Source organism: Nonomuraea sp. NPDC049637 (assembly GCF_040675235.1).
Lineage (GTDB): Bacteria > Actinomycetota > Actinomycetes > Streptosporangiales > Streptosporangiaceae > Nonomuraea.
In genome coordinates this window covers 58,455-78,424 of the sequence record NZ_JBFAOM010000027.1, presented here as the reverse complement: position 1 = coordinate 78,424, position 19,970 = coordinate 58,455, and the positions used below count along the sequence as shown (strand labels likewise).

Annotated in this window: 19 protein-coding genes; 6 read left to right on the top strand and 13 right to left on the bottom strand. The window is 71.6% G+C overall.

The window, feature by feature from the left end; all coding sequences use genetic code 11:
- Nucleotides 1–2 precede the first annotated feature (2 nt).
- The 8 genes from AB0J71_RS31605 to AB0J71_RS31570 all read right to left on the bottom strand — a co-directional run bounded on the left by AB0J71_RS31605 (nt 3) and on the right by AB0J71_RS31570 (nt 7,744).
- Nucleotides 3–1,259 carry a cysteine desulfurase gene (locus AB0J71_RS31605; RefSeq protein WP_352325532.1) on the bottom strand — a complete coding sequence of 419 codons (1,257 nt, stop codon included), beginning with the start codon at nt 1,257–1,259 and terminating at the stop codon, nt 3–5.
- A complete protein-coding gene (gene sufC / locus AB0J71_RS31600) occupies nt 1,256–2,002 on the bottom strand; it encodes a Fe-S cluster assembly ATPase SufC (protein ID WP_352325533.1) in 747 nt (248 codons plus the stop codon). The genes AB0J71_RS31605 and sufC overlap by 4 nt, the downstream gene beginning before the upstream one ends.
- Before the next feature lie 2 nt (nt 2,003–2,004).
- The gene (locus tag AB0J71_RS31595; RefSeq protein WP_352325535.1) at nt 2,005–2,322 is read right to left on the bottom strand and encodes a non-heme iron oxygenase ferredoxin subunit; all 318 of its coding nucleotides are present in this window, start codon (nt 2,320–2,322) and stop codon (nt 2,005–2,007) included.
- The gene (gene sufD / locus AB0J71_RS31590) at nt 2,319–3,440 is read right to left on the bottom strand and encodes a Fe-S cluster assembly protein SufD (RefSeq protein WP_364417383.1); all 1,122 of its coding nucleotides are present in this window, start codon (nt 3,438–3,440) and stop codon (nt 2,319–2,321) included. The genes AB0J71_RS31595 and sufD overlap by 4 nt, the downstream gene beginning before the upstream one ends.
- Nucleotides 3,440–4,852: a Fe-S cluster assembly protein SufB gene (sufB, locus tag AB0J71_RS31585; RefSeq protein WP_352328769.1), complete on the bottom strand. Its 1,413-nt coding sequence runs from the start codon at nt 4,850–4,852 to the stop codon at nt 3,440–3,442. The genes sufD and sufB overlap by 1 nt, the downstream gene beginning before the upstream one ends.
- On the bottom strand, nt 4,849–5,547 hold the full coding sequence (locus AB0J71_RS31580; protein ID WP_352328768.1) for a metalloregulator ArsR/SmtB family transcription factor: 699 nt from the start codon (nt 5,545–5,547) through the stop codon (nt 4,849–4,851). The genes sufB and AB0J71_RS31580 overlap by 4 nt, the downstream gene beginning before the upstream one ends.
- A gap of 91 nt (nt 5,548–5,638) precedes the next feature.
- Entirely contained in the window at nt 5,639–6,874 is a 1,236-nt protein-coding gene (locus AB0J71_RS31575) for a multidrug effflux MFS transporter (RefSeq protein WP_352328766.1), read from the bottom strand.
- A gap of 93 nt (nt 6,875–6,967) precedes the next feature.
- The gene (locus AB0J71_RS31570) at nt 6,968–7,744 is read right to left on the bottom strand and encodes a VOC family protein (protein ID WP_364417381.1); all 777 of its coding nucleotides are present in this window, start codon (nt 7,742–7,744) and stop codon (nt 6,968–6,970) included.
- 156 nt (nt 7,745–7,900) lie between these two features.
- On the opposite strand from AB0J71_RS31570, the gene AB0J71_RS31565 reads away from it, so the two are divergent.
- From AB0J71_RS31565 to AB0J71_RS31555, 3 genes are all read left to right on the top strand, one after another.
- A complete protein-coding gene (locus AB0J71_RS31565; protein WP_352328762.1) occupies nt 7,901–8,809 on the top strand; it encodes an ABC transporter ATP-binding protein in 909 nt (302 codons plus the stop codon).
- Complete coding sequence (locus AB0J71_RS31560) at nt 8,806–9,576, top strand: ABC transporter permease (protein WP_364417379.1); 771 nt, start codon at nt 8,806–8,808, stop codon at nt 9,574–9,576. Before AB0J71_RS31565 ends, AB0J71_RS31560 begins: the two co-directional genes overlap by 4 nt.
- Nucleotides 9,577–9,684: 108 nt before the next feature.
- On the top strand, nt 9,685–10,602 hold the full coding sequence (locus tag AB0J71_RS31555; RefSeq protein ID WP_364417377.1) for an EamA family transporter: 918 nt from the start codon (nt 9,685–9,687) through the stop codon (nt 10,600–10,602).
- 256 nt (nt 10,603–10,858) lie between these two features.
- On the opposite strand, the gene AB0J71_RS31550 is transcribed toward AB0J71_RS31555, so the two are convergent.
- The 3 genes from AB0J71_RS31550 to AB0J71_RS31540 are packed head-to-tail and all read right to left on the bottom strand — an operon-like array spanning nt 10,859 to nt 13,530.
- Nucleotides 10,859–11,527 (bottom strand): GntR family transcriptional regulator, encoded by a 669-nt coding sequence (locus AB0J71_RS31550; protein WP_352328043.1) that lies wholly within the window; start codon nt 11,525–11,527, stop codon nt 10,859–10,861.
- Between the two features lie 12 nt (nt 11,528–11,539).
- Nucleotides 11,540–12,553, bottom strand: coding sequence for an ornithine cyclodeaminase family protein (locus AB0J71_RS31545; protein WP_364417375.1), 1,014 nt, complete (start codon nt 12,551–12,553; stop codon nt 11,540–11,542).
- Nucleotides 12,550–13,530: a proline racemase family protein gene (locus AB0J71_RS31540; RefSeq protein WP_364417373.1), complete on the bottom strand. Its 981-nt coding sequence runs from the start codon at nt 13,528–13,530 to the stop codon at nt 12,550–12,552. The genes AB0J71_RS31545 and AB0J71_RS31540 overlap by 4 nt, the downstream gene beginning before the upstream one ends.
- Nucleotides 13,531–13,647: 117 nt before the next feature.
- On the opposite strand from AB0J71_RS31540, the gene AB0J71_RS31535 reads away from it, so the two are divergent.
- Together AB0J71_RS31535 and AB0J71_RS31530 are read left to right on the top strand one after the other, a co-directional pair.
- Complete coding sequence (locus tag AB0J71_RS31535; RefSeq protein WP_364417370.1) at nt 13,648–14,634, top strand: COX15/CtaA family protein; 987 nt, start codon at nt 13,648–13,650, stop codon at nt 14,632–14,634.
- Between the two features lie 22 nt (nt 14,635–14,656).
- A complete protein-coding gene (locus tag AB0J71_RS31530; protein ID WP_364417368.1) occupies nt 14,657–15,364 on the top strand; it encodes an ElyC/SanA/YdcF family protein in 708 nt (235 codons plus the stop codon).
- Here the strand turns inward: AB0J71_RS31530 and AB0J71_RS31525 are convergent.
- Together AB0J71_RS31525 and AB0J71_RS31520 are read right to left on the bottom strand one after the other, a co-directional pair.
- Complete coding sequence (locus AB0J71_RS31525) at nt 15,340–16,530, bottom strand: PrsW family intramembrane metalloprotease (protein WP_352328038.1); 1,191 nt, start codon at nt 16,528–16,530, stop codon at nt 15,340–15,342. The genes AB0J71_RS31530 and AB0J71_RS31525 overlap by 25 nt on opposite strands.
- A gap of 125 nt (nt 16,531–16,655) precedes the next feature.
- Nucleotides 16,656–17,600 carry a heme o synthase gene (locus AB0J71_RS31520; protein WP_352328037.1) on the bottom strand — a complete coding sequence of 315 codons (945 nt, stop codon included), beginning with the start codon at nt 17,598–17,600 and terminating at the stop codon, nt 16,656–16,658.
- A 272-nt stretch (nt 17,601–17,872) separates the two neighbouring features.
- Between AB0J71_RS31520 and tkt the strand changes: the two genes are divergently transcribed.
- Entirely contained in the window at nt 17,873–19,966 is a 2,094-nt protein-coding gene (gene tkt / locus AB0J71_RS31515) for a transketolase (RefSeq protein WP_352328036.1), read from the top strand.
- Nucleotides 19,967–19,970: the final 4 nt, after the last annotated feature.

The window sequence follows — 19,970 nt, the reverse complement described above, 5'->3', positions numbered from 1 at the left end:
GGCTATGCGAACACCTTCTGAACGTGATGGAGGCCGCGGACCAGGGCGTCGATCTCGCCCGTGGTGTTGTACAGGTAGAACGACGCCCGCGTGGTCGCCGGTATTCCGAACCGCAGGTGCAGCGGGCGCGCGCAGTGGTGCCCGACGCGGACGGCGACCCCGAACTGGTCGTCCAGGATCTGCCCCACATCGTGGGGGTGTATGCCTTCCAGCGTGAACGACAGCGTGCTGCCGCGCTCGTCGAGGGAGTCGGGCCCGATCAGCCGCAGCGACGGCACCTCGCGCAGGGCGTCGAGGGCGTAGGCCGTCAGCGAGCGCTCGTGCGCCTCGATGGCGTCCATGCCGACCGCGGTGAGGTAGTCGACCGCCGCGCCCAGGCCGATGGCCTCGACGATGGGCGGCGTGCCGGCCTCGAACTTGTGCGGGATCGGCGCGTACGTCGAGCGGTCCATCCAGACCGCCTCGATCATCTCGCCGCCGCCCAGGAACGGCGGCATGGCCTCCAGCAGCTCGGTACGGCCCCACAGCACGCCGATGCCCGAGGGACCGACCATCTTGTGGCCGGTGAAGGCCACGAAGTCGGCGCCCAGCGCGGCCATGTCCACCGGGTGGTGCGGCACGGACTGGGAGGCGTCGAGCATGATCAGCGCGCCGACCTCGTGCGCCCGCGCGGCCACGGCGGTGACCGGGTTGACCGTGCCGAGCACGTTCGACTGGTGGGCGATCGAGACGATCTTCGTCCGCTCGGTGACGACGGCCGGGTCGAAGTCGAGCCGCCCGTCGTCGGTGACGCCGAACCACTTCAGCGTCGCGCCGGTGCGCTGCGCGAGCATCTGCCACGGCACGATGTTGGAGTGGTGCTCCATCTCGGAGATGACGATCTCGTCGCCGGGGCCGAGGGTGAAGCGGGGGTCGGTGCTGGCGGGGTTGCCGAAGGAGTAGGCCACGAGGTTGAGGGCCTCGGAGGCGTTCTTGGTGAAGATCACCTCATCGCGCGAGCCCGCCCCGACGAACGCCGCCACCTTGTCGCGCGCGCCCTCGTACGCCTCGGTCGACTCCGAGCCGAGCACGTGCATGGCCCGCCCGACGTTGCTGTAGTGCAGCGCCAGGTGGTCGCGCATGGTGTCGATGACCTGGTTGGGCTTCTGCGAGGAGTTGCCCGAGTCGAGGTAGACGAGCGGGCGCCCGTCGGGCAGCTCGCGGGAGAAGACCGGGAAATCCTTCCTGATCTTCTCCACGTCCAAGCTGGTGGAAGTCATGCAGATGCCTTCGTGTACTGCTCGTAGCCCTCGGCCTCGAGCTTGTCGGCCAGCTCCGGCCCGCCCTCCTCGACGATCCGGCCGCCGGCGAAGACGTGCACGAAGTCGGGCTTCACGTAGCGCAGGATGCGGGTGTAGTGGGTGATCAGCAGCACGCCGGTCTCACCCGTGGAGCGGAAGCGGTTGATGCCCTCGGAGACCACCCGCAGCGCGTCGACGTCGAGGCCGGAGTCGGTCTCGTCGAGCACGGCGATCTTCGGCTTGAGCAGCTCCAGCTGGAGGATCTCGTGGCGCTTCTTCTCGCCGCCGGAGAAGCCCTCGTTGAGGTTGCGCTGGGCGAAGGCGGCGTCGATGGACAGCGCGTCCATGCCGGCCTTGAGGTCCTTGGCGAACTCGCGCAGCTTGGGCGCCTCGCCGCGGACCGAGGTGACGGCCGAGCGCAGGAAGTTCGACACCGACACGCCGGGGACCTCGACCGGGTACTGCATGGCGAGGAACAGGCCGGCGCGGGCGCGCTCGTCGACCGACAGCTCCAGCAGGTCGACGCCGTCGAGCAGCACCTGGCCGCCGGTGATCGTGTACTTGGGGTGACCGGCGATCGCATAGGCGAGGGTGGACTTGCCCGAGCCGTTGGGGCCCATGATGGCGTGCGTCTCGCCGGACTTCACCGTCAGGTTGACGCCGCGCAGGATTTCCTTGTCCTCGACGGCGACCTTGAGGTCACGGATCTCTAGGGTGGACACGTTTATGACTCCTTCGAGAGCGAGACGAGGACGTCGTCGCCGTCGATCTTGACTGTGTAGACGTTCACGGGCTTGGTGGCGGGCGGGCCGGTGGGCTTGCCGGAGCGCACGTCGAAGCACGAGCCGTGCAGCCAGCACTCCAGCGTGCCGTCGTAGACCTCGCCCTCGCTGAGCTTCACCTCGGCGTGCGAGCAGACGTCGTGCAGGGCGAAGACGTCGGCGCCCTTGCGCACCAGCGCCACCGGGGTCTCCCCGACCTCGACGCCGATGACGCCGCCGTCGGGGATGTCGGCGACCTGGCAGACCTTCTCGAAACTCATCGCGCGAGCTCCGCCTCCACCGCGGCCAGCACGCGGTCGCGGATCTCCTCGATCTGGATCTTCTCGATGAGCTGGCCGAGGAAGCCCCTGATGACCAGGCGGCGGGCCTCGTCGTAGGGGATGCCGCGGGCCTGGAGGTAGAAGATGTGCTCGTCGTCGAGGCGGCCCGAGGCCGAGGCGTGCCCGGCTCCGGCGACCTCGCCGGTGAGGATCTCCAGGTTGGGGACCGAGTCGGCGCGGGCGCCGTCGGTGAGGATGAGGTTGCGGTTGAGCTCGTAGGTGTCGGTGCCCTCGGCCTCGACCCTGATGATCACGTCGCCGATCCAGACGGCGTGCGCGTCCTGCCCCTGCAGCGCGCCGCGGTAGTCGACGTTGCTCTTGCAGTTGGGCTGGGAGTGGTCGACCAGGAGGCGGTGCTCCAGGTGCTGGCCGGCGTCGACGAAGTAGACGCCGGACATGTCGGCGTCGCCGCCGGGCGCGGTGTAGGCCACGCTGGGCGAGAGCCGGACCAGGTCGCCGCCGAGGGTCACCACGAAGCTGCGGAAGGTCGCGTCCTTGGCGAGCTGGGCGTGGTGGTGGGAGACGTGCACGGCGTCGTCGTCCCAGTCCTGGAGGCTGACGACCTTGAGGTTGGCGCCGTCGCCGACGACGAACTCGATGTTGTCGGCGTAGACGGCGCTGCCCTTGTGGTCGAGCACGACCACGGCCTCGGCCAGCGGCTCCACCTTGACCACGATGTGGCCGTAGGCGGCGCCGTCGCCCTCACCGGTCAGGGTGAGCACGGTCGGCTTCGAGGTGACGGCCTCGCGCGGCACCGTGATCACGGTCGCCTTCTCGAAGCTGTTCCACGCCTGCGCGCTGACCCGGTCGGTGGGCGTGAACGCCTTGCCGACGCGGGCGTCGTCGCGCCCGACCGTCTCGACGACGACCTCGGGCGCGGCCTCGACGTCGAGGCGCACGTGGCCCACGGGGTCGGCCTTGCCGTTGTGCAGGCCCTTCAGGCGGGACAGCGGCGTGAAGCGCCACGACTCCTCGCGCCCGGTCGGGACCTCGAAGTCGTCCAGGTCGTAGGACGCCTTCTCGTGCAGGGTCGACAGGGGCTTCTCGTTCAGGCCCATCAGCCGACGGCTCCTTCCATCTGCAGCTCGATCAGCCGGTTGAGCTCGAGCGCGTATTCCATGGGCAGCTCGCGGGCGATCGGCTCGACGAAGCCGCGCACGATCATCGCCATGGCCTCGTCCTCGCCGAGCCCGCGGCTCATGAGGTAGAAGAGCTGGTCCTCGCTGACCTTGGAGACCGTGGCCTCGTGGCCCATCGAGACGTCGTCCTCGCGCACGTCGACGTACGGGTAGGTGTCGGAGCGGCTGATCTGGTCGACCAGGAGCGCGTCGCACTTGACGGTGCTGGCGCTGCCGTGGGCGCCCTCCTCGATCTGCACGAGACCGCGGTAGGAGGTGCGGCCGCCGCCGCGCGCCACCGACTTGGAGATGACGCTGGAGCTGGTGTTGGGCGCCAGGTGCACCATCTTGGAACCGGCGTCCTGGTGCTGGCCCTCGCCGGCGAAGGCGACGCTCAGCGTCTCGCCCTTGGCGTGCTCGCCCATCAGGTAGACGGCCGGGTACTTCATCGTGACCTTGGAGCCGATGTTGCCGTCGATCCACTCCATGGTCGCGCCCTCGTAGGCGACGGCGCGCTTGGTGACCAGGTTGTAGACGTTGTTCGACCAGTTCTGGATGGTCGTGTAACGGCAGCGGGCGTTCTTCTTCACGATGATCTCGACGACCGCGCTGTGCAGCGAGTCGGAGGAGTAGATCGGCGCGGTGCAGCCCTCGACGTAGTGGACGTAGGAGTTCTCGTCCACGACGATCAGGGTGCGCTCGAACTGGCCCATGTTCTCGGTGTTGATCCGGAAGTAGGCCTGCAGCGGGATCTCGACCTCGACGTTCGGCGGCACGTAGATGAACGAGCCACCGGACCACACGGCGGTGTTGAGCGCGGCGAACTTGTTGTCGCCGACCGGGATCACCGAGCCGAAGTACTCCTTGAAGAGCTCCTCGTGCTCCTTCAGGCCCGTGTCGGTGTCGACGAAGATGACGCCCTTCTCCTCAAGGTCCTCACGGATCTTGTGGTAGACGACCTCCGACTCGTACTGGGCCGCGACGCCGGCGATGAGGCGCTGCTTCTCCGCCTCGGGGATGCCGAGCTTGTCGTAGGTGTTCTTGATGTCGGCGGGCAGCTCGTCCCAGGAAGCGGCCTGCTTCTCGGTCGAGCGCACGAAGTACTTGATGTTGTCGAAGTCGATGCCGGTGAGGTCGGAGCCCCAGGTGGGCAGCGGCTTCTTGTCGAACAGGCGGAGGCCCTTCAGGCGAAGGTCGAGCATCCACTCCGGCTCGTTCTTGAGCGCGGAGATGTTGCGGACGACCTCCTCGGACAGGCCACGCTTGGCCGCCGCGCCCGCGGCATCCGGGTCGGCCCAGCCGAACTTGTAATTCCCGAGGCCTTCCAGCTCCGGGCGGTCGGTGACAGTCACCTTCCGGTCTCCTTGCTCTTGTCTCTGTGTGCGGATTCAGCCAGCGACTTGGGGCTCACGTGGGTCGTGCAGACCCCGTCGCCGTGCGCGATCGTGGCCAGGCGCTGCACCGGGGTGCCGAGCAGTTGCGCGAACGCCTCCGTCTCGGCCTCGCAGAGCTGCGGGAACTCCGCGGCCGCGTGAGCCACCGGGCAGTGGTGCTGGCAGAGCTGGTCGCCGCCCGACTTGGCCTTGCTGGCCGAGGCGGCGTACCCCTCTGCCGACAGCGCCTGCGCCAGCACCTGTACGCGCTGGTCCGCCGGCACCGTCCGCATGACCGGCTCCAGCCGCGTCAGCAGGCTCGACACCTGCGAGCGGGCGAAGTCGGTCACGGCTTCTCGCCCCATGCGCTCGGCCAGGAAGCGGAGTGCGCTCCCGGCGAGGTCGTCATAGGCGTGCTCGAAAGCACTGCGCCCCGCGTCGGTGATGGCGAACAGCTTGGCGGGCCGTCCGCGCCCGCGCTGACCGCGCGGCCTGACCGTGCGAGGCTCTATCATTCCCTCGGCCAGCAACGCGTCGAGGTGCCTGCGCACCGCGGCGGGCGTCAGCCCCAGCCGCTCGCCGAGCGAGGCGGCCGTCACGGGACCATGCTCAAGGATCAGCCTAGCGACGCGCGCGCGGGTGCTGCGCTCGCTACCGGGCTCGATCGTGGGCATGTTTTTCACAACATCAGTGTGCCGTAATTCCTTCCCGCTGCACAAACGAATCGGAGCAGGCCACCAATGGAATTGCTCACGCAGGTAAGGCTTACCTAACCTTTCGGCGTCCCAGGATCGCGAACGCGAGCGTGGAGCAGACGATGAGGCCGAGCATCACGCAGGCCATCGGCACGGCCGTGCCCTCGCCGGCCAGGCCGACCAGCGGGGCCGCCACGGCGCCCAGCGCGAACTGCAGCACGCCGAGCAGCGCCGAGGCGCTGCCGGCGATCTGGGCGGGCTGCCCGGCCAGCGCCAGCGCGCCGGTGCCGGGCAGGACGAGCCCCTGACCCAGCATGATCACGAACAGGCCCGCCACGATGCCGGCCAGGCCGAGCCCGGTGAGCGCGGCGGTCAGCAGCAGCCCGGCGCCCACCAGGCCGGTGACCAGGCCCGCGACGACCAGGCGGGCGGGCTCCACGCGGCCCGACAGGCGGCCGCCGAGCTGGGCCATCGCGGTCAGGCCGAGCGCGTTGAGCCCGAAGATGAGCGAGTACTGCTGCGGGGTGGCGCCGTACACCTGCTGGAGCACGAACGGCGAGCCGGAGATGTAGCCGAACATCGCCGCGAAGGCCAGCCCCGCGGTGAGGGCGCAGCCCATGAACGAGCGGTCGCGCAGGAGCTGCCAGAAGGTGCGCACGGTGTGCCCCAGGCCGCCGCTCTCGCGCCGGTCGGCGGGCAGCGTCTCGCGCACCCCCGGCAGCACGGCCAGCAGCAGCACGAGCCCGGCGACGCTGAGCGCCACGAACACGCCGCGCCAGGAGGTGAAGGCGAGCAACTGGGCCCCGGCGATGGGGGCGAGGATCGGCGCCAGGCCGCTGACCAGCATCAGCGTGGCGAAGATGCGGGCGATGGCGGCGCCGTCGTACAGGTCGCGGACGACCGCGCGCACGATGACCAGCGCCGCCCCGCCCAGGACGCCCTGCAGCAGCCGCAGGACGATCAGCACGGGCACCGACGGCGCGAACGCGCACAGCAGCGAGGCCACCATGAACCCCGACACGCCCACGATCAGCGGGACGCGCCGCCCGCGCACGTCGCTGACCGGGCCGGCGACGACCTGGCCGACGGAGACGCCGATCAGACAGGCGGTGAGGGTGAGCTGGACCTGCGCGGGAGCGCTGAGCATCTCCTCGGTGATGGCGGGCAGGGCGGGCAGGTACATGTCGATGGACAGCGGGCCGATCGCCGACAGCGCGCCCAGGATGACCAGCAGCAGCCCCCGCCTCCCGCCCTTGGTCTCGCCCTTGCTCCCAATGGCGGCGGACGCGGCTTCTGCCACGGACATGCGTGAACCCCTTCCCCTCGCAGGCCGATGACCCACGAGGGCCGAGGGATCAAACCGGGATTCGGTCCTCCTAATTCCCGGTTATCAGATATTTCATGATGTTTCGTTGAGCTGGATGACCCCGAACGCCGCGCCCTGCGGATCGATGAGCTGCGTGAACCGGCCGGGCGGCGCCTCGGTCACGCCGGTGAGCACGTCGGCGCCCGCGTCGGCGGCGGCGTGCAGGGCCGCGTCGAGGTCGGCGACCGCGAAATAGGTCAGCCAGAACGACGGCAGCTCCGCCGGGGCCTCGTCGGGCATCGGGATCATCCCCGCGACGGCCGCCTCCCCCGTCACCCACTCGGTGTACGCCATGCCGCCCAGGTCGGACGTGCGGGACGTCCAGCCGAAGACCGCCGAGTAGAAGCGCTCGGCGGCCGGCGCGTCCCGCGTGCACAGCTCGTTCCAGCAGAACGCGCCGGGCTCGTCGACCAGCTCCGCCCCCGCGTGGGCGGCCGCCTGCCAGGCGCCGGCGGACGAGCCGTCGGGGGCCCGCAGGACGACCATGGTGCCCTCGTCGAAGACCGCCATGGGCTCCGCCACGACGGTGCCGCCGGCGTCCCTGACCCGGCTGGCCAGCGCGGCGGCGTCGTCGGTGGCGACGTAGGTGTTCCAGAGCGAGGTGCCGCCGCCGTCGCGGAGGGGGCCGATCCCGGCGACCTTGCTGCCCTCGTGGACGAACATCCCGTAGCCGCCGGCCGCCGGGTCGTCGACCATGTCGGCCCGCCAGCCGAACAGGTCCCCGTAGAACCGGACCGAGCCGGGGACGTCGGTGCTGGCCAGGTCCACCCAGCACGGAACTCCTGGGTCGTATGCACTGCGTCGCGACATGTGGAGCTCATCGCCGTCCTTCCCCCGGTTCTCACGCCTTTCCGGGGAACGGTCCGGTCAAGGGCCGTCCATTTCCGGGCAGGGCCGTCCGACGGGCGTTCGCCGGGCGCGTACCTGGGGGCCGGACCGCCCGGCGCAGTCCCTAAACTCGTGGCCATGGATTCCCCAGCCGTCGAGATCGTCGACCTGGTCAAACGCTACGGCGGCCGGACCGCCCTCGACGGCCTCACCCTGCGGGCCGGCCGCGGCGCGGTCACCGCCGTCCTCGGGCCCAACGGCGCGGGCAAGACGTCCACGGTCGAGATCTGCGAGGGGTTCCGCAACGCCGACTCCGGCACGGTCCGGGTGCTCGGCCTGTCGCCCACGCAGCCCGAGCTACGGCCGCGCGTCGGGGTGATGCTCCAGGCCGGCGGGGTGCCGCCGGCGATGCGCTGCGCCGAGTGGCTGCGCCTGGTCGCGCGCTTCTACGCCCGTCCCCACGACCCCGGGGCGCTGCTGACCCGGCTCGGGCTGGCCGAGCACGCGCGCACCCCCTACCGGCGGCTGTCGGGCGGGCAGCAGCAGCGGCTGTCGCTGGCCGCGGCCGTGATCGGCAGGCCGGAGCTGGTGTTCCTCGACGAGCCGACCGCCGGGCTCGACCCGCAGGCCCGGCACGCCTGCTGGGACCTGGTCGGCGAGCTGCGCGGCGCCGGGGTGTCGGTGGTGCTGACCACCCACCACATGGAGGAGGCCGAGCGGCTGGCCGACCACGTCGTGATCATCGACAGGGGGCGCGTGGTGGCCGAGGGCAGCCCGGCCTCGCTGACCGGGGCCGAGCGGCAGCTCAGGTTCAGGGCCAGGCCGGGGCTCACGCTGGAGGAGCTGCTCAACGCGCTCCCGGTGGGCAGCGCGGCCAAGGAGTCGCCGGCCGGCCACTACATCATCGAGGGCCAGGTGGGGCCCGAGCTGCTGGCCACCGTCACGGCCTGGTGCGCGGCGGAGGGCGTCACGGCCGACGACCTGCGCATCGAGCGCCGTACCCTCGAAGACGTCTTCCTCGAACTGACCGGCAGGGAGCTGCGATGACCCCCGTGCTCGACCTCTCCCCCGCGCCGGGCGCCGCGCCGTTCCCGCGCATGGTGCTCGCGCAGGCCGGCTCGGAGGTCCGCACGATGCTCCGCAACGGCGAGCAGCTCCTGCTCACCCTGATCATCCCGGTGCTGCTGCTGGTCGGCTTCTCGCTGGCGCCGCTGGTCGACGTCGGCGGCGGCCGGCGGGTCGACTTCCTGGCGCCCGGCGTGCTGGCCCTGGCCGTCATGTCCACGGCCTTCACCGGGCAGGCCATCGGCACGGGCTTCGAGCGCCGCTACGGCGTGCTCAAGCGGCTGGGCGCGACCCCGCTGTCCAGGGCCGGGCTCATGCTGGCCAAGACGGCCGCGGTGGTGGCCGTGGAGGTCATCCAGGCGGCGGTGATCGTGGCCGTGGGGCTGGCGCTGGGCTGGCGTCCCCACGGCTCGTTCCTGGCCGCCGCGGTGCTGGTCGTGCTGGGCACGGCGGCCTTCAGCGGCCTCGGCCTGCTCATGGCGGGCACGCTGCGGGCCGAGGCGACGCTGGCCGCGGCCAACCTGGTCTACCTGGTGCTGCTGGGCGCGGGCGGGGTGATCTTCCCGCAGTCGAAGTTCCCCGAGGGCGCGCGGCCGGTCCTGGAGCTGCTGCCGATCTCGGCGCTGACCGGGGGCCTGCGCGCGGTGCTCGCCCAGGGGGCGGCGCTGCCGCTGGGGCCGGTGCTCGTCCTGGCCGGCTGGGCCGTGCTGACCCTGGCGCTGGTCTCGCGGCTGTTCCGCTGGGAGTGAAGGGGCTGTCCCGCTGGGGGTGAGGCGGCACGCCACCCCGCGTGCGGAGATGTCGTCCGAGGTCAGTACGCTCTGGACGACCGCCCCACCTTCCGCGCGAGGAGTCCCGTGACCGACTTCGCCCTCGACGATCCCTTCGATCGCCGCCCGGCGCTGCCCCGGCCCGGCCGCCTGCTGCGCCAGGCCGCGGACTCGATCCCGCCCTCGTCGCTCGTCCTGCTGTCCATCGTCTCGGTGCAGCTCGGGGCCGCGTTCGCCAAGAACCTGTTCGCCGTGCTGCCGCCGAGCGCCGTGGTGTTCCTGCGCATCGCGGCGGGCGGCCTGATCATGGCCGCGGTGGCCAGGCCGAAGCTGCGGGGGCTCGGGTGGCGCGACTGGGCGGTAGGTGCCGGTTTCGGCCTGACGCTCGCGCTGATGAACCTGTCGTACTACGAGGCCCTGTCGCGGCTGCCGATGGGCGTCGCGGTGGCGATCGAGTTCCTCGGCCCGCTGGGCGTGGCCGTGGCCGCCTCCCGGCGCCGGCTCGACCTGGCCTGGATCGGCCTGGCGGGCCTCGGCGTGGCACTGCTGGCGCCCTGGGGGCAGCAGGCGTCGGCGGCGTGGTGGCTCGGCATCGGGTTCGCCATGGTGGCGGGCGCGTGCTGGGCGGCCTACATCCTGCTGTCGGCGGCGGCCGGACGGCGTTTCCCGGGCACGACCGGACTGTCGTTCGCGATGATCGTCTCGACCCTGGTGATCGCGCCGGTGGGCGTCACGACCGGTGGCGCCGACCTGCTGCAGCCGTCGTTGCTGCTGATCGGGCTGGGCGTGGGGCTGCTGTCGTCGGTGATCCCGTACTCGCTGGAGCTCCACGCGCTGCGGCGCATGCCCAAGCACGTGTTCGGCATTCTGATGAGCCTGGAGCCGGCCGTGGCGGCGCTGGCGGGCGTGCTGGTGCTGGGTGAAGTCCTGCACGTGCAGCAGTGGGCGGCGATCGTGTGCGTCGTGGCCGCGAGCCTCGGCTCGACCAGGATGACCGGGCGGTAGCCGCCGCTGGGCGGTAGGAACGCCCGAGGAGGTGCCGCCGCGCGCCCGCGGGGATGGGGATCTCTCGGGCGCGCGGCGGAGGGCTCGGCTTGAGGTGGGCGGGTCGCCGAGCCCGGTGAAGGTCAGCGGATGCGGGCATCCGCGTGACCGGGCCTGTGAGGCTTCACGTAGATCAGTTCGTGAAAGCTTTCACAAACACATTACCTCAAAACGGATAAACCCTCTTAACTCGGACGGTAAAGAAACGCGGCGGGCGTCAGTGCTCGGCCCAGATGCCCCGGACGTGACCGATGTGCTCGCCCATCAGGTGGCCGACCGCCTTGCCGTCGCCGCTCTTGAGGGCGTCGAGCATGGCCAGGTGCTCCCGGGCGGAGTCGGTCAGCGAGCCGCGCTCGGCCAGCTGCGACAGGCCGTAGAGCCGGGCCCGGTTGCGCAGGTCGCGCACCACCTCCACCAGGTGGACATTGCCCGCCAGCGCCAGCAGCTCCAGGTGGAAGCGCAGGTCGGCGTCGATGTAGGCGAGCAGGTCGGCCCGGTCGGCGGCCGTGACGATCTCCTCGGCGATCGGGCGCAGCCGTTCGAACTCCTCGGCGCGGGCGCTGTCGGCCAGCCGCGCGACGGTGGGCACCTCGATCAGCTCGCGGATCTGGGTCAGCTCGTCGAGGTCGCGGTCGGACAGCTCGGTCACCCGGAAGCCCTTATTGCGCACGGCCTCGACCAGGCCCTCCTTGGCCAGGTCGAGCATGGCCTCGCGGACCGGCGTGGCCGAGACGCCGAACTGCGCGGCGAGCACGGGCGCGGAGTAGACGACCCCCGGCCGCATCTCACCGGTGATCAGCGCGGCCCGCAGCGCGTGCGCGACCTGCTCGCGCAGGCTCTGCCGCTCCCCCACCATCGGCAGGTCGAGCCGGTCCTCGGCAGCCATCCGCCTTCCCTCCTACTTCCACGCCTCGTACGCGGCCGCGGCGACCACCAGGTCCTGCCACGCCATGCCCGTGCTCTTGAACACCCGCGGGCCCGGACCGGCCACCACCCTTCCGGCGATCAGCTCGGCGAGGTTCCCGGCGAGATGACCAGAGGTGATCGTACCGTGGCGGATCGGGATGATCACGTCGCCGGCTTCTTCCAGGGCGGCCGATCTGGCCTCGACGACCACGGTGGCGCGGGCGACGAGGTCGCCGTCGAGCTCGCGGACGCCGGGCTCGTGCGACCCGACCGCGACCACGGTGACGCCGTCCCGGGCGAGCTTACCGGGGAACAGCGGCTGCGCGGCCGTGGTGCAGCAGGCGATGAGGTCGGCGGCCCGGATCGCGTCGGCCACCGCGCCGGGCAGCGCCGCGGCGTCGGCGGTGTCGGCTTCGGCGGTGGGAGCTCCGGCGGTCAAGGGCTCGGTGGTCGGAGGGCCGGCGGTCAGGGGGGCGGCGGTCAGGTCCAGGGCGCGGCAGCGGGCGGCCAGGGCGGCGGCGCGGGCCGGGTCGCGGCCCACGATCGTGACGTGCTCGACGGGCCGCACCTCGCGCAGGGCCAGGACGTGCCCGTACGCCTGCGGCCCGCTGCCGAACACCACCAGGCGGCGCGCGTCCGGCTCGGCCAGGCGGGCGACGGCCAGGGCGGAGACGGCGGGCGTGCGCAGGGACGTGAGCGCGATGCCGTCCAGGGCGGCCAGCGGGGCCAGGGTCGGGCCGTCCAGCAGCAGGTACGTCCCCTGGATGCGGGGCAGCCCGCGCCCGGGATTGGCGGGCGTGACGGTGACGGCCTTGACCCCGGCGTAGCGGCCGGCGGCGGCGGGCATGAGCAGGAGCTGCCCGGCCGGCAGGTCCACGGCCGGCCGCCGGGGCGTCAGCTCGGGGTCGAGCCCGTCGCGCAGGGCCTGTTCGAGGACGGCCACCGCGCGGCCGACCGGCACCAGCCGGTCCAGCACCGGCCCGTCGATGTAGGGAAGAGCGCTCATCGCAGCGTGAACCCCGTTCCGATCGGGTCGTCGGGATCGAGCTCGAAGACGTGCCGGCCGGTGCGGTAGGCCATGCCCTCGATCTCCGGCACGATCCCCTCGGCCGTCACCCCGGCCACCCGCGCCCGGAAGACCGACCCGACGACGCTCTCGTGCACCAGGGTGCCGCGCAGGCCCGCCTCGTGCAGCAGCGCCATCCTGGCGGCGGTGCCCGACCCGCAGGGCGACCGGTCCACCTCGCCGTCGGCGAAAACGGTGACGTTGCGCTGCCGGACGCTCCCGTCGCCAGCCGCCGGCCCGCCGTCCGGCAGGTCGTCGTAGAAGATCACGCCGTAGACGCCGGACAGGCGGTCGTCGCGGGGGTGGCGGGTGGCGGGGTGGCCGGCCAGGGCGGACTTGATGCGGCGGGCGTGCCCGACGAGGGCGGTCAGGTGGCGGGGCTCGACGGACAGGCCCACCTCTCCAGCCGAAATAGACGCATAAATCGCCCCGCCGTACGAAATATCAACCTTCGTTCCGGCGGCGGCCACGTCCCGGGCGATCACGTACGAAGGGACGCTCACGAACGTCACCCCCGCCACCCGCCCGCCCGAGCACCGCACCCGCGCCCTGACCCGCCCCGACGGCACGTCCACCACCACGTCGGTCTCCCCGTCGGGGTCGGCCTCGACCAGCCCCTCCTGCACCGCGTAGGCCCCGAGGGCGATCGTGCCGTGCCCGCAGGCGGTGGAGAAGCCGTCCTTGTGCCAGAACAGCGCGCCGAGATGCGCCCCGGCGTCGTCGGGCGGGACCAGGAAGCAGCCGTACATGTCGGCGTGCCCGCGCGGCTCGTGGCACAGCAGCCGCCTGACGTGGTCGGCGTGCGCGGGCGCGTTCTCCCGCCGGGTGGGCACGTCCGGCCCGGGGATCTCGGGTACGCCCCCGGTCACGATCCGGAACGGCTCGCCGCCCGTGTGGTAGTCGACAGTAGTGATCACAGTTCGAAAGCCCTCCGGGACCGGGTCGAGGAAGCCGCCAGGAGTAACATGTCACATTGTCACGTTCCGGAGAAGCCCCTGACGGGACCGTGCCACCCGGCCCGTACCATCGTTGACGTGAAGGAATCCACCGGCCGCCCCAACGTCCTGGTCCGCGCACTGCGCTCGTTCTGGGCGCCGACCGCGCGCTCGATGCGCGGCTGGGCGCTGGCCTCCGTGGTGGCCAACGCGGGCATCGCGGTGACCGGCGCGGGCGTGCGGGTGACCGGTTCCGGGCTCGGCTGCCCGACCTGGCCGAGGTGCACGCCCGACAGTTTCGTGCCGATCGCCCATCCCGAGACGTCGATGCTCACGATGCTCATCGAGTTCGGCAACCGGCTGCTGACGTTCCTGGTGCTGGCGGTGGGCGCGGCGTGCGTCATCGCGGCGCTGCGCCTGGTCCCGCGCCGGCGGGCGCTGGTCCGCCTGGCGCTGCTGCAGCCGGCGGGCGTGCTGGCCCAGGCGCTGTGGGGCGGGCTGGTGGTCCGGAGCGCGCTCAACCCGTTCACGGTCGGCATGCACTTCCTGATCTCCATGGCCCTGATCGCCGCCTGCTGGACGCTCTACGCCCGCGCCGGCGAGGGCGACGGCCCGGCCGCGCGGGTCGCCCACCGCGACGTCCGGCGGCTCGGCCACGCGCTGCTCGCGGCCACGGCGGTGCTGCTGGTGGCGGGGGTGGTGGTCAGCGGCACCGGCCCGCACTCGGGCGACGTCATCGCCTCGCGGTTCGGCTTCGACATCGAGACCGTGGCCCGGCTGCACGCCGACATCGTCTACGTGGTCGTCGGCCTGACGTTCGCGCTGCTGTTCGCGCTGCGCGCGACCGGCGCGCCCCGGGTCGCCAGGCGGGCCGCGCTCGGGCTGTTCGTCGTGGAGCTGGGCCAGGGCGTGATCGGCTACACCCAGTACTTCCTGGCCGTGCCGGCCGCGCTGGTGCTGCTGCACGTGCTCGGCGCCTCACTGGTGTGGATCGCCGCGCTGCGGGTGGTCACCTCGCTGCGCAGCAGAGGCCCGCTGGAGGCCCCGGCGGCCGCCGCTCACACGGAAGCGCCCGCTCCGGTCTGACCGTTGTGCGATGGTATGGGGTGTGCTGCGACTCCCTAGTCTCTCGCGCAGGCTGCTGCGCCGTACGTACCAGGGGCTGGTGCTGGTCAGCGTGCTCGCGCTGGCGCCCATGACGTGGGCCTGGCTCGACAGCTCGCCGCACCGCGTGGTGGCCGGCACCGGCGGCTGGCTGGGCCGGGTGCCGCCCGCGCAGGTCGCGCTGGTGCTCGGCGCGGGGTTGTGGCGCACGCAGCCCACGCCCATGCTGGCCCGCCGGCTCGACGTGGCCGCCGAGCTCTACCGGGCGGGCAAGGTGCGGGCGCTGCTGCTGTCGGGCGACAACAGCCGCAAGGAGTACGACGAGCCCACCGCCATGCGCGACTACCTGCTGCGCAAGGGCGTGCCGGCCGGCGTGATCGTGCTCGACTACGCCGGGTTCGACACCTGGGACTCCTGCGTACGGGCCCGCCGGGTGTTCGGCGCCGAGCGGGTCACCGTCGTCACCCAGGTCTTCCACCTGCCGAGGGCCGTCGCGCTGTGCCGGACGGCCGGCCTGGAGACCTTCGGCGTGGGCGACGACTCCACCCGCCAGTGGGCGGCCGCCACGTACGCCTACGCCACCCGGGAGCTGCTGGCCACCGGCAAGGCCGTCGTGGACGCGCTGGTGCTGCACTCCGACCCGGTCTACCCCGGCCCGCGCGAGGTCTCGCTGACCGAGATCCTGGCTCAGCGGGGCGCGCCGGGCGCGTAACCGGGCGGCGGGGTGCCCCTGGCCATCCGCCGGGCGTGCACGGGCGGCACCGGGAAGTCGGCGCGGGCGGTGCTCATGCACTCCAGCAGGGCTCGCTGCTCCTCGTGGAAGGCCTGCTCGTCGACGATGTGGCGGGCCGCCCGCTCGTGCAGCAGGCCCAGCTCGGTGGCGGCGAGCTGGTAGTCGCGCATGGCGCGCACCCCTCGTTTGCCGCCGTAGGCCCTGGCCCACTGCCTGGCCTGGCGGCGCCTGGCGAACGTGGACAACATGTAGATGTCGGCCGGCCCGACCAGCCTGGTCGGCTCGTACGGCGGCAGGTAGGTCTGGATGAGCGCGACGATGCGCCGCCGGTCCCTGAACACCACGCCGATCAGCACGACGAGCACCACCAGCAGCGCCAGGTAGGCCACCACGAGCCCGGGGAAGCCGCCGTAGGAGGCCAGGCCGTTCCACAGGCCGTGCAGGATCATCGCCCCCGACCAGCCGGCCAGCACCAGGAACACCCGCTCGGGCCCCTGGCGCTGGGCCGCGTAGGCGACGGCCACCCCGATCATCGAGCTGAACAGCGGATGGGCGAAGGGCGACAGGATGCCGCGCAGCACCACGGTGACCGCCAGGCTGCTGACGCCGTTGCCGTTGAGCGCCGACAGGTAGTAGCTGACGTTCTCGCTCATGGCGAAGCCGAGGCCGACCATGCTGGCGTAGATGACGCCGTCGGTGGGGCCGTCGAGCTCGGCCCGGCGGAACTTGAGCAGGCCGAGCAGCACCAGGCCCTTCATCGTCTCCTCGACCACCGGCGCGCCGAAGGTGGCCGCCAGGTTGCGGGCGCTGGTCGGCGAGAGCTTGGCGGTGTCGATGAAGTAGTGGAGGTTGAGCGAGTTGATCGCGCCGGCGACCAGCACGGCGATGCCCGCGCCCCAGGCGAAGGCGAAGATCAGGTTGCTGCGCGGCTCCGGCTCCATGCGGTCGAGCGCCAGCACGGCGGCCAGCAGCAGCGGCACCGGCGCCAGGGCGAGCCCGAGCGCGATGAAGAACTGCACCGGCTCGCCGTTGATCACGTCGAAGGAGAACGAGACCAGGGCGCAGATGCCGGTGAGGACCAGCCCGGTGATCAACGCGAACGACGGGCGGTCCTTCAACACCCAGCGTGGATCACGGGTCGCCATACCGTGACTTTAACGGATCGAAGGGCCGGGGTCCGTGCCGACCGCCCGCGCGGGACAGCCACTCCTCACCGTCCGGACACGCGCCTGGCGGCCCTCGCGCACGGCGGTCGGGACGGTCACGGCGCTCAGGCCAGCAGCGGGTCGATCGCGACGGCGAGGAAGAGCAGCGCGAGGTAGGCGTTGGACCAGTGGAAGAAGCGCATCGGGCGCAGGTCGACGCCGCTCTTGCCGGCGTTGAGCCGGGCCAGCAGGCGGTGGACCTCCCACAGGCAGACCACGCCGAGCACGACCGCGACGACCGGGTAGAACAGCGTGGTGCCGGCCACCGGCCACAGGGCCAGCGAGCACAGCACGGTCGCCCAGGTGTAGGCGACGGACTCCAGGATCACCCGCCGCTCGGTGGCCACCACGGGCAGCATCGGCACGTTGGCCGCCGCGTAGTCCTCCTTGTAGCGCATGGCGAGGGTCCAGGTGTGGGGCGGCGTCCAGAAGAACACCACGCCGAACAGCACCAGGGGCGCCCAGTCGAGCCGCTCGGTGATGCCCGCCCAGCCGATCATGACCGGCATGCAGCCCGCGATGCCGCCCCAGACGATGTTCTGGGCCGTGCGGCGCTTGAGCACCATCGAGTAGACGATGACGTAGAACAGGATCGCGCCGGTGGACAGCGCCGCGGCCAGCCAATTGGTGGTGAGCCACAGGCCAACAGTGGACAAAATCCCCAGGACGATCCCGAAGATCAGCGCGCCGCGCGGCGACACCTGGTGCCTGGCCAGCGGCCGGCGGCGGGTGCGGCGCATCTTCTGGTCGATGTCGCGGTCGACGTAGCAGTTGAGCGCGTTGGCGCTGCCCGCCGACAGGGTGCCGAAGACCATGACGGCGATCGACTTCCACAGCGGCGGCAGGCCGCCGGCCGCCAGGAACATCACCGGGAGGGTCGTGATCAGCAGCAGCTCGATGATCCGCGGCTTGGTGAGCGCGACGTAGGCCTTCACGACCATGCCGAACGTGCGCGGCGCCCCGGGCTCGGTCGAGGGAGCCGTGGCCTGCCTGTTGGTCAGCACCGTCAAGGCGCTTCCAGCCTGTGCGGAGTCAACGCGTAACCTCTGATTAGAGCGGATCGATGAGTGGCGCCGTGGCGCCTCTGCGAACAAACAAACTGTAGTCGCAGGGGCGGACGGTCCGGCCAATGGGGGGCTTGCGCCATTCATGGACACGCGAGGGTGGAATGGGAATCGATCGCCAGCTCCACTCGGTTAGGGTCCCGTGTGGGCGGGATAGCCAACAGGTACTGCCAAATGACAACTAGATTCCGGAGATCGAGCACTTGAGCACCGAACTCGTGCCAGCCCTTGAATGGACCGACCTCGACAAGAAGGCCGTCGACGTCGTCCGGGCCCTGGCGATGGACGCAGTGGAGAAGGCGGGCTCGGGTCATCCCGGCACCGCCATGAGCCTGGCCCCCGCCGCATACCTGCTGTTCCAGCGCGTGATGCGTCACGACCCCAGCGACCCCAACTGGGCGGGCCGCGACCGGTTCGTGCTGTCGTGCGGCCACACCAGCCTGACGCTCTACATCCAGCTCTACCTGTCGGGCTACGGCCTGACGCTCGACGACCTGCGGCGGCTGCGCCAGTGGGACAGCCTGACCCCGGGGCACCCCGAGCACGGCCATACCGCCGGCGTGGAGACCACCACCGGCCCGCTCGGGCAGGGCCTGGGCAACGCGGTCGGCATGGCGATGGCGGCCCGCCGCGAGCGCGGCCTGTTCGACCCCGACGCCGAGCGCGGCGCCTCGCCGTTCGACCACCACATCTGGTGCTTCGTCAGCGACGGCGACATCGAGGAGGGCATCAGCCACGAGGCCAGCGCCCTGGCCGGCCACCAGAAGCTCGGCAACCTCGTCGTCCTGTACGACGACAACCACATCTCGATCGAGGACGACACCCTCATCGCCAAGTCCGAGGACGTCGTCAAGCGCTACGAGGCCTACGGCTGGCACACCGAGAGCGTCGACTGGACCGCCGGCGGCGAGTACGAGGAGGACGTCCAGGCGCTGTACGAGGCGCTGGAGGCGGCCAAGGCCGAGACCGACCGGCCCTCCTTCATCCGGCTGCGCACGATCATCGGCTGGCCGGCGCCGAACAAGAAGAACACCGGCAAGATCCATGGCGCGGCCCTGGGCGAGGCGGAGATCGCCGCGACCAAGGAGATCCTGGGCATGGACCCGGCCAAGAGCTTCGACGTGCCGGCCGAGGTGCTGCAGCACGCCCGCGAGGTGGTCGCGCGCGGCCGTACCGAGCGCGCCGAGTGGGACAAGGGTTACGCCGAATGGCGCCTGGCCAACCCCGAGCGGGCCAAGGAGTTCGACCGCATCTCCCACCGCGAGCTGCCCGCCGGCTGGGCCACGGCCCTGCCGGAGTTCGAGACCGGCTCCTCGATGGCCACCCGCAAGGCCAGCGGCGAAGTGCTCGGCGCGCTGGCGCCGGTGCTGCCCGAGCTGTGGGGCGGCTCGGCCGACCTGGCCGAGTCGAACCTGACCACGATGAAGGGCGAGCCGTCCTTCATCCCCGAGGAGTACCAGACAAAGGACTTCCCCGGTAACCGCTACGGCCGCACGCTGCACTTCGGCATCCGCGAGCACGCCATGGGCGCGATCCTCAACGGCATCGCCCTGCACGGCGGCACCCGCCCCTACGGCGGCACGTTCCTGGTCTTCTCCGACTACATGCGCCCCTCGGTGCGCCTGGCCGCGCTGATGAAGCTGCCGGTCACCTACGTCTGGACGCACGACTCCATCGGCCTGGGCGAGGACGGCCCCACCCACCAGCCGATCGAGCACCTGTGGGCGCTGCGCGCCATCCCCGGCCTCGACGTCGTCCGCCCTGCTGACGCCAACGAGACCGCGCATGCGTGGAAGACGATCCTGGAGCACACCGACCGTCCCGCCGCCCTGGCTCTGACCAGGCAGAACGTGCCGGTCTACGAGGGCACGAGCGCCGAGGGCGTGGCTCGCGGCGGCTACGTGCTGCGCGAGGCGTCCGACGGCCAGCCGCACGTGATCATCATCGCCACCGGCAGCGAGGTCGAGGTGGCCGTGCAGGGCCGCGAGCTGCTGGAGGCGCAGGGCATCCCGGCACGAGTGGTGTCGATGCCGTGTGTCGAGTGGTTCAACGGGCAGGACTCCGCTTACCGGCAGACCGTCCTGCCGAGCTCGATCAGGGCTCGGGTCGCGGTCGAGGCCGGCGTCGCGCTCGGCTGGCACCAGTTCGTCGGCGAGTGCGGCGAAGTGGTCAGCCTGGAGCACTTCGGCGCCTCGGCGCCGTACAAGACGCTGTACGAGCAGTTCGGGCTCACGGCCGAGCGCGTGGCGGCCGCGGCCAAGGCGAGCCTCGCCAAGCTGGGTCAGGACAAGGGCGAGACGACGGGAAACTGAGAAG

What these genes read in the sequence shown, in the direction of transcription:
- AB0J71_RS31595 (WP_352325535.1), bottom strand. Translation starts at nt 2,322, where the DNA reads ATGAGTTTCGAGAAGGTCTGCCAGGTCGCCGACATCCCCGACGGCGGC.
- AB0J71_RS31560 (WP_364417379.1), top strand. Translation starts at nt 8,806, where the DNA reads ATGACCCCCGTGCTCGACCTCTCCCCCGCGCCGGGCGCCGCGCCGTTC.
- sufD (WP_364417383.1), bottom strand. Translation starts at nt 3,440, where the DNA reads ATGGGCCTGAACGAGAAGCCCCTGTCGACCCTGCACGAGAAGGCGTCC.
- AB0J71_RS31570 (WP_364417381.1), bottom strand. Translation starts at nt 7,744, where the DNA reads ATGTCGCGACGCAGTGCATACGACCCAGGAGTTCCGTGCTGGGTGGAC.
- AB0J71_RS31565 (WP_352328762.1), top strand. Translation starts at nt 7,901, where the DNA reads ATGGATTCCCCAGCCGTCGAGATCGTCGACCTGGTCAAACGCTACGGC.
- AB0J71_RS31550 (WP_352328043.1), bottom strand. Translation starts at nt 11,527, where the DNA reads ATGGCTGCCGAGGACCGGCTCGACCTGCCGATGGTGGGGGAGCGGCAG.
- AB0J71_RS31525 (WP_352328038.1), bottom strand. Translation starts at nt 16,530, where the DNA reads ATGGCGACCCGTGATCCACGCTGGGTGTTGAAGGACCGCCCGTCGTTC.
- AB0J71_RS31545 (WP_364417375.1), bottom strand. Translation starts at nt 12,553, where the DNA reads ATGAGCGCTCTTCCCTACATCGACGGGCCGGTGCTGGACCGGCTGGTG.
- AB0J71_RS31580 (WP_352328768.1), bottom strand. Translation starts at nt 5,547, where the DNA reads ATGCCCACGATCGAGCCCGGTAGCGAGCGCAGCACCCGCGCGCGCGTC.
- AB0J71_RS31575 (WP_352328766.1), bottom strand. Translation starts at nt 6,874, where the DNA reads ATGTCCGTGGCAGAAGCCGCGTCCGCCGCCATTGGGAGCAAGGGCGAG.
- AB0J71_RS31605 (WP_352325532.1), bottom strand. Translation starts at nt 1,259, where the DNA reads ATGACTTCCACCAGCTTGGACGTGGAGAAGATCAGGAAGGATTTCCCG.